The organism is Planktothrix sp. PCC 11201, from assembly GCF_900009135.1.
Lineage (GTDB): Bacteria > Cyanobacteriota > Cyanobacteriia > Cyanobacteriales > Microcoleaceae > Planktothrix.
This window is the reverse complement of sequence record NZ_LT797706.1, coordinates 39,962-57,572: the sequence shown is the minus strand read 5'-3', so window position 1 is coordinate 57,572 and position 17,611 is coordinate 39,962. Positions and strand designations below refer to the sequence as shown.

Below are 17,611 nucleotides of genomic sequence, written 5' to 3'. Positions count from 1 at the left end.
TTTCTTAGCTACTAAACATTTTTGTCCTCAATTTGGATCTCAAATTAATCAACAAGAGTAATACTTCCCTCGTTCCAATGCAGAGCATTGGAATGCTAATTTTCGTGGTAACGTATCTACGGATGCAAAAATTTCCCTCTAGTTGATTAGACTGGATCAGGCACATTGGGGATTAAAAACCCGGTTTCTTGAAGAAACCGGGTTTTTGGGGTTAATGGTAGCCAAAATACCTAGATTTAGATAGGATTGAATTAACTAATTCTGGATATTATGTGCGTGATTAGATAGCCATGAAGATTTTACAAGAGTATACGATTGTTACCCGTCCTGATGATAATGGAACATTTGTCGCTTACGTTCGGTGCAATTTCGGGTTGTCATGCTTGGGGAAAAAGTTCAGAAGCAGCTTTATCTGAATTAGTTTATGTTTTTGAGATGATTCAGGAAGAATATCAAGACAGAGGAGAGACATTACCAGAAGATACTGATTAAGGTGTATAAGTCACACTAAAATAAATCCCATCATCTTGAATATTATTACCCCGATCGCTAATACTAATTAAGGGAATCCCATAGTCTAGGCGAAGATTTAACCCGTTAACAGGTTGCCAAATTAATCCTAGTCCTGCACCTGCTAAAAAGGTTTTGCCGATAATTTGGTTAGGGTTGCGGTCATGGTTCCACACCCCACCAAAATCAAGAAATGGAGCCAGTTGAAACACCGGTTCGGAGTCTTTATTGCGATCAAGGGTAATCCGATCTTCAAAGGAAATCCGAAAGCCATTATCCCCAGCCCGCACGTTTTGACGATATCCTCGGAGGGATAACGCGCCACCAATTACAAATTGTTGCGAGGGAAATAGGGGATCAGCCGATAATTGAATATCTCCCTGGGCAATTAGTAGATTATTTTCCCCTAAACGTTGTACCCGTTGGACTTGACCTAACCAACTTAAAAACGCCGCGTTGGGGGTACTGACGTCCGTCGCACCGAGGATATCTAAACCGAGGCTAAATTGCGATCGCAAAGCCCAAGCTCCTTCCGTATCCCGAATCAGATAATCCTGTCCAAATTTCAGAACACTGGTGCGAGTATACCCCTTACTATCTGGCCCGGAGGCAAAGGGTTCTCCGTTATTATCTAAAAAGGTTTGACTGTCTTGGTAAGCAAAGCCAAAAGAGAGGGCTAATTCAGAGATTGGGTTACGGATAATTGGTTGACGATAGCTAATTTCATACCGTTGAGATTTCCCTTCAATATTCAGCGCGTTGAATGGCTCTTGAGTAATCCGATTTTGGTAAGGTTGAACTCGCAGTTGTATAGTTCCGTTCATGGGGTTAATCGGAATACTATACAAAGCATCAATAATATCTGAATCCCCATTGGCAATCAGGCGAGTGGTATTATAAGACAGTCCCAGGAAGTCCCCGCGACCTGTGAGGTTAAGATGACGCACACTAATCCCCATGCGTTCAGAACCAATACTCGGGGGCGAATAGTTATCCACATTCAAACTAACCCCAAAGGGTGGTGCTTCTACAACCCGCACAATTAAAATACTCTGGCCTTCTTGGGTTCCCGCCCTTAAACTGGCTTCTACGGTTTCAAATAGGGGGTTAATTCTTAATAGTCGTAATTGATCTTCTAAGGCAGCCGTACTCAGGGGTTTAGCGGCCCCTAAACGAATCCTTCGGGTGATATAGGAGGGATGGAGACGTTTGATTCCTTCCACCTCAATATTTTCTAGGGTTCCTTCAATCACCTGAATCTCGACAATGCCATTATTAATGGTTTGTTCAGGGACAATCGCCCTGGAGGTAATGTAACCCCGTTCTAAATAAATAGCTGTAATTTTATCGGCCAGTTCCCGTAGTTGGGTGAGAGTAACGGAACGATTTTCCAGAGGGGTAACTAGGGTTTGAATTTCCCCCAAGGTGAGAATGGTGCTACCCGTCACCTTAATCTGTTGAACTGGAATCGGGGTTTCATCCGTTGATGGGGTAGGGGCGGGGGTCGGAGTCGGGGTTAATTCAGGAGTTGGCGGGGGTTCAGGTTTGGGGGGAATCGGAGGTCGGGGTAAAAAGCGATCGCGATTCGGATCGGGTTGGGGAACCTGGGGGGGAATATTAATCGGTGAGGCTTGGGCTAAAGTGGGACAATTCCCGAAATCACAAGATTCTCCTGAAACCCCTTGTCCTGAGAAATCCGCCAAGTTCAGGGTTTGTAGAGGAGGAATTGGAGGAATATCAGCGAGTTCCGAGGGTGTTATAGCGGTCGGGGAAAGGAATGGGATTGATTTGACAACTGGAATCTCCTCATCGGGGGTCAGGGGTTCCGGGGTTTCTGTTCCAGAGGAGATCAGGGTTGGAGAGTTTTGGGAAAGACCTTGACGAGAAAATAGGGACAAAAGCAGCAATAGGGTACTGGTAACTATCACCCCACCGCGACGAAATTTTGTAAAATTTTCACTCCTGCCCATAGAATGCCTATTTTTTTATCAGTTATCAGTTAACAGTAATCAGTAATCAGTAATCAGTCAATCATGGAAACAATAAAATCAAACTTTTTGTTTACAATGACTGTCTACTTCCGTTGACGGGGATTACTAATTGGTTTGAATTTTCAGAATAGGAGCATCGAGGATAGATTGAGCTTTTTCTCTTTCAATCTGAGTTTGTTTTTGAGCCGGATCAAAGCCAATAGATTTTAATAGATCGTTCCACTTATTTTCAATGGATAAATTTTCAGAATCCTTCAATTTCAAGGTTGCTAAAGTTGATAGTGTTTCATACCAAAGTCCTTGTTTAGCATATATTTTTAAACGTTCTAAGGGATCGGTCGTTTGTCCTAATTGAAGTTTTTGATTAGGACTTAAAGCAACGGAATTAATCCAGCCACTAACGAGAATATCATTAGAAGAATCACTACTGTTACATTTTAGTGCTATATACCAACGATAGTTTTTATTGTTTTGTAAAGTTGCGAATTTAGAGTTCTCAGACCATTGAATTCCTACTATTCCAGGGCGATCGGTGCTGAGGGGAAATGTGGTTTTGTAAAGGGTTTTATCCCCTTCATCTGCAATCTCAAATTCTAATGTCTTTTGATCGACTGTCCCTGGAATATAAAGAAAAAATGCGGGTTGACCTGATGCGGTGCGACCCATTGTAGACTCTGGAATTAACGCAGTCATTGAACTGGGACAACCGATACCCCGAGTGCCGCCCCCTTCTCGACGCCCGGGTACTCCCCGTTGGGGTGGTGTAAAGGCATTCCAGTTGGTGAACGGTGAATCACTACTTGGGCTGGGTTGTTCAGGTTGCTGAACCCGTTCCCCATTCCCAAAATCAACCCGATTATCTTCATTTCCCCGATTTTGAGGTAAAGAGGCTGAATGGGCGGCAGTCACAATCAAACTATTAGCAACCACGATTTGCAACAATAACGTTAGTCCAAGGGTTGCACGGTGGAGGAAAAACATTGGCATAGCCATAATTAATCACGCTTACCGATGGGCATAGAGAGTAGCATTTATCGACATCACTATTGTATCTAATGTTCCTGCAAAATTTGTCAAAATCTGTGCTTAATCTTAAATGTTTGAGTCTGAATCAGATTTTAGGAAAATTTAGGTGTTGTCGCCTATCCTAAGTCTGAACTTTGACCTGATTCGATCAATAAATATCCTGATTTCATCTATAATGACAATTTCTATGAATCTTAACTCATTGACTGTTGGGAAAAATAGCAGTTTTAAACCTCGAACAATTCGACCGATTGGGGTTTCGGCTTTATATGGCTTAACGGGGCTAGGAAATACCCTATTAGCGATTGATACCTCCCGAGGATTTTTACTGCAAATTGACCCTAAAACTGATAATGCCAAGGTGGTTAATCCTGATTTAACTTTGGCTTTTAGAGATGTTACAGGTTTAGCAATTTGGGGGGACAATCTTTGGTTTACTCGCGGAAATGAAGTCTATTTTTGTCCCCGGGTTGTTCAGGATAATTCTATTATTAATCTTGAGCCTCAATTGTTCATGCAATTACCGGATGTAGCTACTGGAATTGCGGTTTATGAATCTACTCTTTACTTGGCTTGCGATCGCATTGCTTCTGTTCTGGTTTATAGTCAAAATACCAAACGAGAAATTACCCGCTTTTCTGCCCCAGGAATTGGGGTAGAAAATTTAACAATTAGAAATGAAGAATTATGGGTTTGTGATCGGGAAGAACAAACGGTTTATTGTTTAGAAAAGGCAACGGGAGAAACTCGATTTAGTGTCTTAACTCCCTTTGAATCCCCCAGTGGTTTAACCTTTTATACCGATCCAGAAACGGGTGAAGAAGTTCTCTATGTAGCCTATGCTGGAAGTGAACTTTATATCCGAGATAATCCCAGTTCTTATGATCAGTTTGAATTAGCAAAACGCGATCGCACCTTTATCCATCCCCTCTCTTTTCATTTTAATTCCCAGGAAAACTATGCCACCTCTAATGGATATTTGATTGAAATGTCCTATGTGGAGGAATTAGAACCCTTAGATGCGGTTCATATTGAAAATTTAGAATGGCGAATTGCTTTACCTTCTAATACAAATCGCCAGAAGGTTTTAGAGGTTTCAGCCATTGGAATTCCTTTTCGAGAGGAAGTGGAAGATGGGGAAAAAGTTGCGGTATTTCAATTTAATCCTTTGACCTCGACGGAGCGTTTAATTTTTGGTTGGAAAGCCTTATTAGAAGTTCGGAGTATTAAATATCAAATTGATCCCCGTCAAGTGGAAAATTTACCTGAAATTCCCCCAGATATGCCTGAGAAATATTTTGTAGATGATGATCATTTAGCTATGAATACGGCAGTTGTCCAAGCCGCAGCCAAGGAAGCAATTCGCAATGAAACTAATTTCCTGCGAAAACTTTTAAGTATTCGTAATTATGTCTATGATCAGTTATCCTATAGTCTGACTTCTAAGATTGAAAATCCTGATGTAGTTCTGGAGCGAGGCATAGGTTCCTGTGGGGAATATGTGGGGGTTTTATTAGCTTTAGCCAGATTAAATGGCATCGCCTGTCGAACTATTGGCCGTTATAAATGCCCGCAATTTGCTGACCGTCGAGGAGTGCCTTTACAACCGGAATATAATCATGTTTGGTTAGAATTTTATATCCCTGGTTTCGGTTGGGTTCCCATGGAATCTAACCCCGATGATATTCAAGAAGGTGGGCCCTATCCTCTGCGATTTTTTATGGGATTAGCTTGGTATCATATTGAAATTGGCAAGGGTATTCGTTTTCAACGATTGACCAGTGAAGGGGTTGATGTTGACAGGGAAAAAGTCTCTTTGGGAACCTTAGCTATTAATCATGTTCGGTTTACCATTTTGGATGAGTTACCTGCGGTTTAAACCTTGGAAACCTGGTTGATGGATTGATACTTTTGCCAAATTTTTGTAGGGTGAGTGATAATTAATAAATTAATTTCACGCGCCCTACCGTTTGAATTAAAATAGATAAAAACTGGATTTTTAATTGACCTATGGAATTTTTACAAGAGTTAACTCTGATTGAAATTTTGGTATTGGTGGCTTTTTCCATGTTGATCATTTTTACTGGGGGTGTCCTATATTTAACCGTAGCAGAATGGCGTGATCGCAGACGTCGAGAAGATGAAAAACGTCAACGGTAATAATGGGTAATTACGAATTACGAATGGGTAATGGGCGATCTCTATTGAATAAAATTTGTAGGGGCGGGTTCACCGATCAATTATGTCACCCACCGATAACCTTAATAAACCCGCCCGACCCAACCGATAACTGCGATTATTAATTACCTATTTTACTGTGATAGCTAACTGCAACCCCAATTCATTTAGTAGGGTTATCAAAGCATAAATTTCCTCACCTCCACTCTCAGACAACATCAAATCCAGTTTCTCATAAATAAGATTAGCTTCCACTGATAACTTATTCATCTGTAAATAAGCATCCACCACATCTTTAAATCCTGCTCTTAGCAATTCAGGTTCTGGGCCTCCTGACTCCAATTCCAACATAACCTCGATATAGCTAGCAGCACTTTCGGGGGTTTTCAGAGAAGAAATCAAGTATTCATGGTAGCTTCTACTTGTTGGCACTTTGAGCCCTTTCATAATCTCTCCAGTATTTTTTAGCTTGGCTAATATCTTGCTCTTGAGTGCTTTTATCACCGCCACATAGCAGCAACACAATTGTTAACCCGATTTGTCCAAAATAAACCCGATAGCCAGGGCCATAATCAATTTTAATTTCATAAACTCCGGCTCCTACTGACCGATAATCTCCGAGATTTCCAAGCTCAACTCGCCTCAGTCGCTTCTTGATTTTAGATACAGTTTTACTATCTTGAAGGGAATCAAGCCATTCTTCAAAAGGACTTGTCCCTGGAAATTTGATCGGGAATTTTGAATACAACTCAAAGAAGTATTTTATCTATGATATCCCTCTTCTGTCAGTCTCCGAAACCAACAAGTAATAAAAAGTAGAGTTATCCATTGGGAAAATAAGATTGAAATTGATTAATATTCTGAATTAATTTATGAAACCCAAGCAATAAATAACGATCAGGAAAAACATCTAACCACGGGGCAATCAACCACAATATAATAGTAGGCTGAATTATTAAACGCAAATTATTTAAAACATTTTTCCATCCCTCTTTATGATTCCATTGTTGGTGATTCGAGCAATCTGTGGTGTTTTTTTTGCTCTCCGATTCTCTGGGACTTCCTTGACTTAAAGACCGGAAAACTTCGGAGTTGAAACTAATCATTAAATACACACAGAAAATGATTTCCCACCATTTTTCTATATCTTGAAAATCCGTCAACCGATAGTCAGTCCAACCCAGTTCTTGTTTACATTGTCGAAATCCATATTCCACCCATGTTCTTAACCCGTATAAATTACCTAATGTCTTTTTTATCTGGTTCCTATTTTCTGTTAAATTTGTCATGACAAATGAAGTTGAGGCTTCTGGCATTGTTTCTGGATCTGTGGTGATTTCCCAATAGGTTCTCGGACTTCTTTTTCCAAATATAATTTCTCTAATATATCGGGTTTCTGATTCTCCATTGCTAAAAACTCTCTCAAATTTACACCATTTGTTTGCTCTAACTTTCTCCTCGCTTGACATCCAGACTCCATGATTACTTCTTATTGCCAGCACCCAAGGTAATCCAAATTTATCTAATGTACTGATAAACGAACTACTTTCACCATAAAGGCTATCTGCTAATACCAATTCAATTTGAAATCCCAGTTCAACCAACTCTGTTAGGATTTCTGATGCGATTTCAATCTTAGTTTTGTAGACATCTCCTTCTTTTAATGTTCCTTTGGGTTTAAATACTCTAAACACTAAAGGAAAAGTTATATTTTTATAAACACCGTAAGCATTAACTGATACTATTCCCCGATCTATTTTGCCCACACTTCCCAAGTATTGTCGGGCTACATAGTCGGTTTTTTTACCCTTTCTCCTATCTCCTGTTTCATCAATTATTACTATAATCTTCTCTTCTTTCAATGCTTTTAGAGTTCGAGCTAATCTTCTTTCCTTTAATTCCCTTGCTGACCAAGGCGAATTGGCTAAAAAATGATGGAGTGATTGCGGCGACCTAATTCCTACTATTTTAGCAATTTCCGGTAAAGATTTTCTCGGAATTGGTGAGATGATTCCTAGATGTAAGTATTTAAAACATTCGTAACTTCTAACTTCAGGGAATAGGTCTTTATAACCTTGACAATATTCATCAATCACTGAAACTGTTGGTTGTGCATCTCTGGCTAAATGTTTGATAATCTGTAATTCTACATCCATTACCCTATCCCCCTTCTAGCTACCCATGTGGTTTATTTTCTAATTTTACTTCTAGGAGACTGACAGAAGAGGGATACTAAACAAGCCAAACGCTTTTGGGGACTGTTTTACATCAAGTCAGTCCGTGAGGGTTTCAGCTAGAAGTGGTAGTCGTGACTTAAATTCTATTGCAAATTTCACAGGTTTTGGTCTTGATGGTGGATTAACTGGTAGATTCAACCTTAACGGTTTGTGTGATGTAGAGTTGGTTTGAGGGCGATATTGAATTAATTGTTAATTTGTCGGTGGGGTTGGGGCGGGTTTTGATAATTTGTTGATGGGTTTCAAATATTCAGGCGAACCCGCCCCTACAGGGATTATTTGTAATTTCAGTGTGATATTTAATAAATTTGGTAGGGGCGGGTTCACTGATAAAATTATGTTACCCACCAATAATCTAAATAAACCCGCCCGACCTGATAAATTATGTTACCCACCAATAATCTAAATAAACCCGCCCGACCTATCTTTTGCTATATATTTATCTATTCGCCTTTCCAATAGCTTGAGTAATCCGAAATCAATTAGTAATAACCGATGCCCGCCTTGAGGGTTAGGGATAGAGTACAATGGGCACACAGACTTATGGTGGGTCAATTTCAGCGTCCACTACTTAATTGCACCACCCAGTCACCCTTTTAGAGTTTCTAGCGTCATAATGCCGATTGCCAAACTGTTCAATTCAATCACTCTCCCCCTAGGGTTCATCCTGCTGTTACCCATGGCTCTAGTCGGTGGTTTTGTCACGGATAGTGTAGTCAGTTATGCCCAAACCGCACCCCCCGCGAAAAATGCCGTCGGGCGGGCGATGACCGTGCGTTCCGATATTCAAGAAGCCGATGCTCAAACGGGAATTGTCACCGCCAGGGGGAACGTTCAAATTAACTATCCCGCCCGTAGTATTCAGGCTACCGCAGCCCAGGCCCAATATTTCAGTCGAGAACGTCGAATCATTCTCAGTGGAAATGTATTTGTTTTACAAGAAGGGAATACCATTCGCGGGGAAACCGTCACCTATTTAATTGATGAAGGACGGTTTATTGCCCTACCGCAAGGGGGAGGACAGGTAGAATCCATGTATTTAGTCCCCGATGAAAGTGCCAGCCCGAAAAACGCCACCGTTGAACCTTTTAATCCTAAACCTGCTTTTAAAACCCCATTAAGCGCACCTTCAGCACCGCGTAATCCTTAAATTATTTATAACAAATTTGGTTATGAAAATAGTGCTGGAGAATATTCACAAATCCTACCGTAAACGCATAGTTGTTAGTCGAGTCAATTTATCAGTTTCCCAGGGGGAAATTGTGGGATTATTGGGGCCTAATGGTGCAGGTAAAACCACAACTTTCTATATTGCCACGGGATTAGAAAAACCGACCCAAGGGAACGTTTATCTGAATGAAATTGATATTACCCATTTACCGATTCATCAACGTGCCCGTTTAGGAATTGGTTATCTAACGCAACAGCCGAGTATTTTTCGACATCTGAGTGTCAGGGATAACATTTTATTGGTGTTACAACAAACCCATGTTCCGCGTCATTTGTGGCAAAAACGTCTGCATACTTTACTCAGGGAATTTCGCTTAGAAAAAGTAGCCTCGACTTTAGGTTATCAGGTTTCTGGGGGAGAACGAAGACGGACGGAACTAGCCCGGGCTTTAGCGACGGGGTTGGAATTACCTCAGTTTTTGCTCTTAGATGAACCCTTTGCTGGTGTTGACCCGATTGCAGTTTCCGAAATTCAAGAAATTGTGGCTCAGTTACGCACTCGGAATATGGGAATTTTGATTACGGATCATAATGTTAGGGAAACTTTAGCTATTACAGACCGAGCTTATATTATGCGAGATGGACAAATTTTTGCATCGGGAACTGCTGAAGAACTCTATAATAATCCTCTAGTGCGGCAGTATTATTTAGGTGACAGTTTTCAACTATGAAAATTACTCTTGATAAGTCTTTTATTTCTGGTAAATTTCTCCCGCCCTATCTTTCAATTTTAGATCGATATTTAATCCAAGAATTAGTTCCACCCTTTGTGTTTGGGGTGGGATTATTTAGTTCGGTTGCGTTAACCGTAGGAACGGTTTTTGACTTAGTTCGACAGGTGGCGGAGTCGGGTTTGGCCGTGGCAATCGCGGTTGAGGTTTTTCTCTTAAAAATGCCGGAATTCATCGTTTTAGCTTTTCCTATGGCGATGATTTTAAGTACCTTAATGGTCTATGGTCGTTTATCTAGTGATAGTGAATTAATTGCCCTGAAAAGTTGTGGAATTAGTTTATATCGGCTATTAGTACCCACATTAATTTTCAGTTTAATGATCACGGGGTTAACCTTTTGGTTTAATGAGGTGATTGTTCCGGCGGCTAATTATAAAGCATCTGTCACCTATGAACAGGCATTAAATGAAGGCAACCTTCCCGTTCAAGAAGATAATATTTTTTATCCCGAATATGAGAAAATTAAAATAGAGGGTACTGACAAAAAGTTTAGTCGCTTAATCCGGTTATTTTATGCCCAAAGATTTGACAAAGGTCAAATGTTAGAAGTGACAATCTTAGATCTTTCCCAACCGGAATTAACTCAAATTATTTCTTCAAAATCTGCCAATTGGAATTTTTCTGCTAATACTTGGGATTTCTTTAATGGCACGGTTTATATTGTAAATCCCGATGGATCTTATCGGAATATTGTTCGTTTTGATCATAAACAGATTAAACTCTCCCGTACTCCCCTAGATTTAGCGTCACGGAAACGGGGGTTTGATGAGATGAATATTGCTCAAGCTCGAGATTATTTAAAGTTAATGAAATTGAGTGGAGATCAACAAAAAATTATTAAAACCAAAGTTAGAATTCAACAAAAATATGCTCTCCCTTTTTCCTGTGTTGTCTTTGCTTTATTGGGTGTTGCATTAGGAAGTAGACCCCAAAGTACCAGTCGAGCAACCAGTTTTGGGATTAGTGTAATTGTGATTTTCGGATATTATTTACTTTCTTTTATTACCGGGGCATTGGGTCAAAAAGAAATTATGACTCCTTTTTTTGCAGCTTGGTTACCGACATTTTTGGGAATTGGAATTGCGAGTTTTTTATTAGTTCGTTCTTCTAAGTAATGCCATTAAGGAATCACAACTTGGTAACCTTTAAATTTATCAGTCGTTTTCAAATTTATGTAAGTAGTTATGGCACAATTAATAAATGAATAGAAAGGCTCAGGTATTGTTTTATGACTAAGTTTGTTTTTATAACGGGTGGGGTGGTATCGAGTATTGGAAAAGGAATTGTTGCAGCCAGTTTAGGACGTCTGCTCAAATCGCGGAACTACTCCGTATCTATTCTTAAACTCGATCCCTATATTAATGTTGACCCTGGAACCATGAGTCCATTTCAACATGGGGAGGTCTTTGTGACCGAAGATGGGGCGGAGACGGACTTGGACTTAGGACATTATGAACGTTTCACTGATACCTCCATGTCCCGTCTTAATAGTGTCACGGCCGGGGCTATTTATCAAGCGGTGATTAATAAAGAACGTCGGGGAGACTATCAAGGAGGCACGGTTCAAGTGATTCCTCATATTACCAATGAATGTAAAGAACGGATTCATCGAGTGGCAAAAAACACGAATCCTGATGTGGTGATTACGGAAGTTGGGGGAACCGTTGGTGATATTGAATCCCTACCTTTTTTAGAAGCAATTCGTCAATTTAGGAAAGATGTGGGTCGGAAAAATGTAATTTATCTGCACGTTACGTTAATTCCTTGGATTGGTGTGGCGGGGGAAATGAAAACCAAACCGACCCAACATTCGGTTAAAGAATTACGATCAATTGGGATTCAACCGGATATTTTAGTGTGTCGTTGTGAACGCCAAATTCCCCTAGGAATCAAAGAAAAAATTGCTGGTTTTTGTGATGTAGAAGCTGATTGTGTTATTACCTCCCCCGATGCAGATAGTATTTATGAAGTCCCCTTACTTTTAGAGAAAGAAGGACTTGCCGAACAGAGTTTAAAACTGTTACAATTAGAACAACGACAACCGAATTTAACCGCATGGCAAACATTAGTTGATCGGCTTTATCATCGGGATCTAAATACAAAATGTCCTCTCCCCCATCCTCAAATCAAAATCGCCATTGTCGGCAAATATATCCAGTTAACCGATGCCTATTTATCAGTGGTAGAATCCCTGCGTCATGCGGCTATTCAGGAGGGGGCAGAATTACATTTAGAGTGGATTAACTCCGAAGATATTGAGGGGAATAATCCTGAGAACTATCTCAAAAATGTGCAAGGAATTGTGGTTCCCGGCGGGTTTGGACAACGAGGAACCGATGGTAAAATTATGGCAATTGAATATGCCCGAGAACATAAAATACCCTTCCTGGGGTTATGTTTAGGAATGCAATGTTCTGTGATTGAATGGGCACGTCATATTGCCAAACTAGAGCGGGCGCATAGTGCTGAATTTGATCCCCAAACCCCTAATCCTGTAATTCATTTATTACCCGAACAACAGGATGTAGTGGACTTGGGGGGAACCATGCGTTTAGGGTTATATCCCTGCCGCTTACAGCCGGATACTTTAGCATTTAAACTGTATCAACAGGAAGTTGTTTATGAACGCCATCGTCATCGTTATGAATTCAATAATGCCTACCGAACACTATTCTTAGAATCTGGATATCTGATTAGTGGAACCTCTCCCGATGGCCGTTTAGTAGAAATCATTGAATTATCCAACCATCCCTTTTTCGTGGCTACCCAATTTCACCCCGAATTCCAATCCCGACCGAATAGTCCGCACCCGCTATTTCAGGGATTTGTAGCCGCAGCAACCAATTTATTAGAACTCAGCCCAACCTAAAGGACAGCACCCTACCCATGGACAATTAGACCAGACCGGGTTGTATTCCAATTCCCTGTTTAATTCTTAGACTGAATTATCCTAGAATTGTTAATTCAGTCAGAAAGAAAGAGCAGGGGCATCAATTTCTAATTTCAGGGGAGATTTTGATCCTATCTAATCGGTAATTATTCTATAATGATACAGAATGGGTAAGCGATCATTGTCCTCTGGTCTGTTGATCCGATTTACAAGCGAGTTGAGTCCCGGGAAGGATTCACAGGTCTGAGGAGGTTCTGTGGCGTACTGGATCAAAATGAATTATGAGCGAGAAACCTATCTCGTTGATCTCGATAGTGTAAGTGCGTTTGCATCTGGATTTAATAAACGGATTGCCTTTTGGTTGCCAGCTAATGGCAAACAAATGATTATTAACCATCAAATTAATCCCAAAACCTATGAGGATATTTTAGGATATATTCAAAGAATTACAACCCATTGCCCAACTAACTATTGGGTTAGAATTGTTTATGATCGTCATGAATATATTATTGACTTGAATCGTCTTAATACCTTTGTAATTGATTCGAGCCAACGCATTACGTTTTGGCTTCCCGATGGTAAAGAACCCGTTATTATTAACCCTCAAACCAATGCTGAAGCCTATTCTAAAATTTTAGATTTTATTCATAACAAAACCGGGCATTCTCTGCCATAACGAAATTACGAATTACGAATTACNAGTAGAAATAGACACAGATAATTTTATCTGTGCTTGTATTTCTGCTGTTCCCCCTGGGAAAAGTGAAATGACTATTAATATTTATAGTGATCCGACTTGGTAGGATATTAGGGAATGGGTCATGGGTCATGGGTTGATAGCATTACCTCCCCTGCCTCCCCTGCCTCCCCTGCTCCCCCTGCCTCCCCTGCCTCCCCTGCCTCCCCTGCCTCCCCTGCTCCCCTCAACCCCTCAACCCCTTTGTCGCCAAAGTTTAATTGTTCCATCCGTACTTCCACTAACAATTAAATCTTCAGAAGGACTATAAGCCACCGTCCCAACCCCATCTGTATGACCAGTGAAGGTCTGAATCGGGTCTGATTGGTTTCCGACCTGTAAATTTGGGCTAATTTGCCATAGCTTTAAGGTTTTATCCTGACTTCCACTCACTAAAATTCTACCGTTTGGAGAAAAGGCCAGGGATTGCACAGCACCCGTATGACCAAGGAAAGTTACTAACTCCTGACCAATTTCCAGCCACCAGAGTTTAATGGTTTTGTCCTCACTCCCCGTGGCCACGGTTAAACCATCGGGACTAAAAGCCACTGACCAAATGGGGAAGGAATGACCGACTAAAAGAGCATCGGAATGTCGGTGATCTAAACTCCATAATCCTACTGTGCCATCTCCACTCCCACTAGCCAAGAACAAATTATCGGGACTAAAAGCTAATGACCAAATCGGAAAGGAATGGGCTTTTAAATGGGGGAGAGGTTGATTAGAGGTTAAATCCCAAAACCCAATCATACCATCAAAACTGCCCGCGGCCAAGAGTTGACCATTGGGACTAAAGGCCAAAGAACAAATTGGAACCGATAGTCCTAAGTCCAATACTTGATGTTGACGGGTAATTGTATTCCAAAGATGAACATTTTTGTCAGATTCAATCGCTAGTATGGGAGAATTCGGACTGAATGCTAACCCATAGCCCGGATATTCTCGGTCTAAATTGTCCGCTAAAATGATAGGCTGGCAGGGGGTTTTCAAGTTATAGATTTGCAAAGTGGTGTCATCACTGCGACTGGCAAGAAGTTGGCCATCACAACTAATCGCAACCACTCGTACTGCATCGGAATGGATAGGAAGGGTATCACAACATTCCCAATTTAAAAGTTGAGGCTGTAGCATATTGAAGGAGTTAATCTCTTGAAACTAGCAGACTGGATCGGGTTTCTTTGTTTAATTATTGCTTTAATTATTCTATGGCAGTTTAGGCAGATCTTACTGCTGGTGTTTACCTCGGTTGTTTTCTCAATTGCGATTAACAGTTTAGTGCGTCGGATACAACGGTTTGGACTGCGACGAGGGTGGGCTGTTCTCCTGTCCCTAACTTTAATTGTGGTCATGGGTGCGGTGTTAATTAGTATGGTTTTACCTCCGTTTTGGGGTCAGTTTCAAGAACTAATTAAACTGGTTCCCATCGGATACGATAAATTTCTGATTTGGCTAAACCATTTAATTAAAAATCCTCCAATTTGGCTTCCGAATCTGAATATTAAACTGCCGAATGTTACTCAAATAGCACAACAGGTTGGGCCTCTAGCTCAAAAACTATTAGGAAATTTCTTTGCGTTCTTTTCTAACTCAATTGGCAATTTTTTACAGTTTGTATTGGTATTAATATTTACTTTGATGTTATTAGCAGATCCTTTGTCCTATCGTCAAGGATTTGTGCGTCTATTTCCCTCATTTTACCGCCATCGGGCAGATTATATTCTATCTCAATGTGAAATAGTCTTGTTGCAATGGATGGGGGGTATTGTGATTACTTCCACTTTTGTTGCAGTCTTGAGTGGTATTGGTCTATTAATTTTGGGGGTTCCCTTTGTTTTTGCCCATGCCCTATTAGCGGGAATCTTTAACTTTGTTCCTAATATTGGCCCAACAGCCAGCGTCATTTTTCCCGTTGCGGTTGCCTTATTAGATACCCCTTGGAAAGCCTTGGCAGTGATTATCTTATACGTTATTATTCAAAACTTAGAAAGCTATTGGTTAAGTCCCCTAATCATGCAAAAACAGGTTGATCTGTTACCCGCGATTACCTTAACAGCCCAAATCTTTTTTGCCACCTTTTTCGGCGTGTTAGGCTTAATTTTAGCTTTACCCTTAACCGTAGTTAGTAAAACTTGGATTCAAGAACTTTTACTTAATGATTTATTAGATCAATGGGAGTTAGGGGAGTAGGGGGAGTAGGGGGAGCAGGGGAGCAGGGGGAGCAGGGGAGCAGGGGGAGCAGGGGAGCAGGGGGAGAAGAAGCAGTGCGAGCGTCCTCGCTCGCTGAATATCACCCATTACCCATTACCCATTACCCATTACCCATTACCTATTACCCATTACCCATTACCTATTACCCATTACCTATTGCCTATTGCCTATTCCCTATTCCCTATTCCCTATTGCCTCTTTTTATAATTACCAAAGGAAAAAAATGGTTGATCCCTATACGAATTATGACTCGAATTCTCCTAATGTTCATGAAATTGCCCAAGATTTCCGTCGTTTGGGTTATGTCGGGTTTTGGGTACAATCTATCTTGGCAATTATTCCGATATTGCTTTTAATTTTTGTCTTGTTTTTAAGACCGGCTTCCCCTTCTAATACTAACAATTCAGCCTTGGTTATAGTTTTAGGATATGGATGTTTATTTGCTTTAATTTTTACAATTTATTGGTGTTTCCGATACACTCAAATTGGCAGTAAATTAGAAGATCCGAATGAGCGCCCCCCGAAAGTAGAAGTAGTTCATGCCCTATGGATTGGAATTGTGATTAATCTGATTGGTATGATCTGTGTAATTTTAGTGGGTTTCTTAATTGTGGGAACCTTATTGTATCGGATGCTGACCTTACCCCCGGGAGGGTCTAAAATTCTGACTCCAACTCCGGGGACAACGGTTTTGAATCCAGGTTCTATTGTCACCCCGTTCAATCTAATTGCAATTCAGGCTATGCTAAGTGCCATGGCTGCGGAAGTAATCGGAATTGCCGTGAGTTTGTGGTTATTAACTCGTGTCAGTTCCCATCAGTCTAATCTCAAATAGACACTCTGTATTTATCAATTTATTTCCCGTTGTTCTTATGCACCAGAATGGAGTCTAAGTCATGTCACAATCTCTGATTTCGGCGATTATTTGTACCCACAATCGAGAACAATATTTGGGTTTAGCAATTGATAGTTTACTGCAACAAGATTTTACTGATTTTGAAATTATTGTTGTTGATAATGCTTCAACGGATGGAACCCGTCAAGTCGTTGAAGCTCGTCTTCCCCATCCTAAACTCCGATATATTTATGAACCCGTAACGGGGTTATCCGTGGCTCGTAATACAGGGGCAAAAAACTCCCAAAGCCCGATTATTGCCTATTTAGATGACGATGCCATTGCCACGCCTCAATGGTTAAGAGTGTTATATTCAGCTTATGAAAATCATCCGAAACTGGCGATCGCTGGAGGGAAAGTCACATTGATTTGGCCAGAGGGAATCACTCCCCCACCTTGGTTGTCTGATAATTTAGCCGGAAATTTGGGTGCATACAATTTGGGAGACCAGTGGGTTGAAATTCAAAATCCTGGTTTGACACCCAGAGGGTTAAATTATTCCATCCGTAGCAGTTTCTTAGAGAAAATTGGCGGTTTTGATGTCAATTTAGGTCGGGTGGGAAAACGGTTATTATCTAACGAAGAATTACAGATGACTGAACTCGCCCTTAAACAAGGTTGGCAAGTCGCTTATATTCCTGAAGCGTTAGTTGCCCACCATGTTGCACCGGAACGCGTCAACCGAGCTTGGTTTATGGAGCGGGGATGGTGGCAAGGCATTAGCGAATGTTATCGGGAACAGTTAGCAGGGCGGGATGGAATTGTGCAACTGGGACGAGGTGGGGAACGCATTATCCGAGGGTTATACAAAACCATTAAATATTTTGATAATCCTGCCTTACGATTTGATAATTTCGTGTATGCTTATGGTCAAATCGGTTATTTGGGTGCTGCAATTTCTGGCTTAGTTCATTCTGAATCTAAACCAGAGAATTCTCAAAAATAAATTGCAATCGTGGTCAATCATTTTATCTATTGT

The 17,611-nt window shown here is 40.8% G+C and carries 17 protein-coding genes; 11 read left to right on the top strand and 6 right to left on the bottom strand.

Annotated elements, in window-relative coordinates; genetic code table 11:
* Window positions 1-336 precede the first annotated feature (336 nt).
* The gene (locus PL11201_RS17385; protein WP_234996753.1) at window positions 337-492 is read left to right on the top strand and encodes a type II toxin-antitoxin system HicB family antitoxin; all 156 of its coding nucleotides are present in this window, start codon (window positions 337-339) and stop codon (window positions 490-492) included.
* Here PL11201_RS17385 and PL11201_RS17380 read toward each other — a convergent pair.
* A complete protein-coding gene (locus PL11201_RS17380) occupies window positions 489-2,480 on the bottom strand; it encodes a ShlB/FhaC/HecB family hemolysin secretion/activation protein (RefSeq protein WP_079680159.1) in 1,992 nt (663 codons plus the stop codon). The genes PL11201_RS17385 and PL11201_RS17380 overlap by 4 nt on opposite strands.
* A 126-nt stretch (window positions 2,481-2,606) precedes the next feature.
* A complete protein-coding gene (locus tag PL11201_RS17375) occupies window positions 2,607-3,494 on the bottom strand; it encodes a DUF928 domain-containing protein (RefSeq protein WP_079680158.1) in 888 nt (295 codons plus the stop codon).
* Window positions 3,495-3,702: 208 nt separating this feature from the next.
* On the opposite strand from PL11201_RS17375, the gene PL11201_RS17370 reads away from it, so the two are divergent.
* Window positions 3,703-5,406: a transglutaminase-like domain-containing protein gene (locus tag PL11201_RS17370; RefSeq protein WP_234996752.1), complete on the top strand. Its 1,704-nt coding sequence runs from the start codon at window positions 3,703-3,705 to the stop codon at window positions 5,404-5,406.
* Window positions 5,407-5,537: 131 nt separating this feature from the next.
* Complete coding sequence (locus PL11201_RS26880; RefSeq protein WP_200816807.1) at window positions 5,538-5,687, top strand: hypothetical protein; 150 nt, start codon at window positions 5,538-5,540, stop codon at window positions 5,685-5,687.
* Between the two features lie 147 nt (window positions 5,688-5,834).
* Here the strand turns inward: PL11201_RS26880 and PL11201_RS17365 are convergent, their stop codons facing one another.
* From PL11201_RS17365 to PL11201_RS17355, 3 genes are all read right to left on the bottom strand, one after another.
* Window positions 5,835-6,152 (bottom strand): helix-turn-helix domain-containing transcriptional regulator, encoded by a 318-nt coding sequence (locus PL11201_RS17365; protein WP_079680157.1) that lies wholly within the window; start codon window positions 6,150-6,152, stop codon window positions 5,835-5,837.
* Complete coding sequence (locus tag PL11201_RS17360) at window positions 6,124-6,453, bottom strand: type II toxin-antitoxin system RelE/ParE family toxin (protein WP_079680156.1); 330 nt, start codon at window positions 6,451-6,453, stop codon at window positions 6,124-6,126. The genes PL11201_RS17365 and PL11201_RS17360 overlap by 29 nt, the downstream gene beginning before the upstream one ends.
* A gap of 73 nt (window positions 6,454-6,526) precedes the next feature.
* Window positions 6,527-7,861, bottom strand: coding sequence for an IS701 family transposase (locus PL11201_RS17355; RefSeq protein ID WP_079676739.1), 1,335 nt, complete (start codon window positions 7,859-7,861; stop codon window positions 6,527-6,529).
* A 760-nt stretch (window positions 7,862-8,621) separates the two neighbouring features.
* Between PL11201_RS17355 and PL11201_RS17350 the strand changes: the two genes are divergently transcribed.
* The 5 genes from PL11201_RS17350 to PL11201_RS17330 all read left to right on the top strand — a co-directional run bounded on the left by PL11201_RS17350 (window position 8,622) and on the right by PL11201_RS17330 (window position 13,469).
* Window positions 8,622-9,092, top strand: coding sequence for an LptA/OstA family protein (locus PL11201_RS17350; RefSeq protein WP_369821846.1), 471 nt, complete (start codon window positions 8,622-8,624; stop codon window positions 9,090-9,092).
* A gap of 22 nt (window positions 9,093-9,114) precedes the next feature.
* On the top strand, window positions 9,115-9,843 hold the full coding sequence (gene lptB / locus PL11201_RS17345) for an LPS export ABC transporter ATP-binding protein (protein ID WP_079680154.1): 729 nt from the start codon (window positions 9,115-9,117) through the stop codon (window positions 9,841-9,843).
* Window positions 9,840-11,018: an LptF/LptG family permease gene (locus tag PL11201_RS17340; RefSeq protein ID WP_079680153.1), complete on the top strand. Its 1,179-nt coding sequence runs from the start codon at window positions 9,840-9,842 to the stop codon at window positions 11,016-11,018. Before lptB ends, PL11201_RS17340 begins: the two co-directional genes overlap by 4 nt.
* A 113-nt stretch (window positions 11,019-11,131) precedes the next feature.
* Window positions 11,132-12,772, top strand: a complete 1,641-nt coding sequence (locus PL11201_RS17335) for a CTP synthase (protein WP_079680152.1) — start codon at window positions 11,132-11,134, stop codon at window positions 12,770-12,772.
* Between the two features lie 277 nt (window positions 12,773-13,049).
* Window positions 13,050-13,469 (top strand): hypothetical protein, encoded by a 420-nt coding sequence (locus tag PL11201_RS17330; protein ID WP_079680151.1) that lies wholly within the window; start codon window positions 13,050-13,052, stop codon window positions 13,467-13,469.
* 255 nt (window positions 13,470-13,724) lie between these two features.
* Here the strand turns inward: PL11201_RS17330 and PL11201_RS17320 are convergent, their stop codons facing one another.
* Window positions 13,725-14,660 (bottom strand): WD40 repeat domain-containing protein, encoded by a 936-nt coding sequence (locus tag PL11201_RS17320; RefSeq protein ID WP_079680150.1) that lies wholly within the window; start codon window positions 14,658-14,660, stop codon window positions 13,725-13,727.
* Window positions 14,661-14,678: 18 nt separating this feature from the next.
* Here PL11201_RS17320 and PL11201_RS17315 point away from each other — a divergent pair, with 18 nt between their 5' ends.
* From PL11201_RS17315 to PL11201_RS17305, 3 genes are all read left to right on the top strand, one after another.
* Complete coding sequence (locus PL11201_RS17315; protein ID WP_079680149.1) at window positions 14,679-15,716, top strand: AI-2E family transporter; 1,038 nt, start codon at window positions 14,679-14,681, stop codon at window positions 15,714-15,716.
* Between the two features lie 244 nt (window positions 15,717-15,960).
* Entirely contained in the window at window positions 15,961-16,572 is a 612-nt protein-coding gene (locus tag PL11201_RS17310) for a DUF3611 family protein (protein ID WP_079680148.1), read from the top strand.
* Window positions 16,573-16,633: 61 nt separating this feature from the next.
* The gene (locus PL11201_RS17305) at window positions 16,634-17,578 is read left to right on the top strand and encodes a glycosyltransferase family 2 protein (protein WP_079680147.1); all 945 of its coding nucleotides are present in this window, start codon (window positions 16,634-16,636) and stop codon (window positions 17,576-17,578) included.
* Window positions 17,579-17,611: the final 33 nt, after the last annotated feature.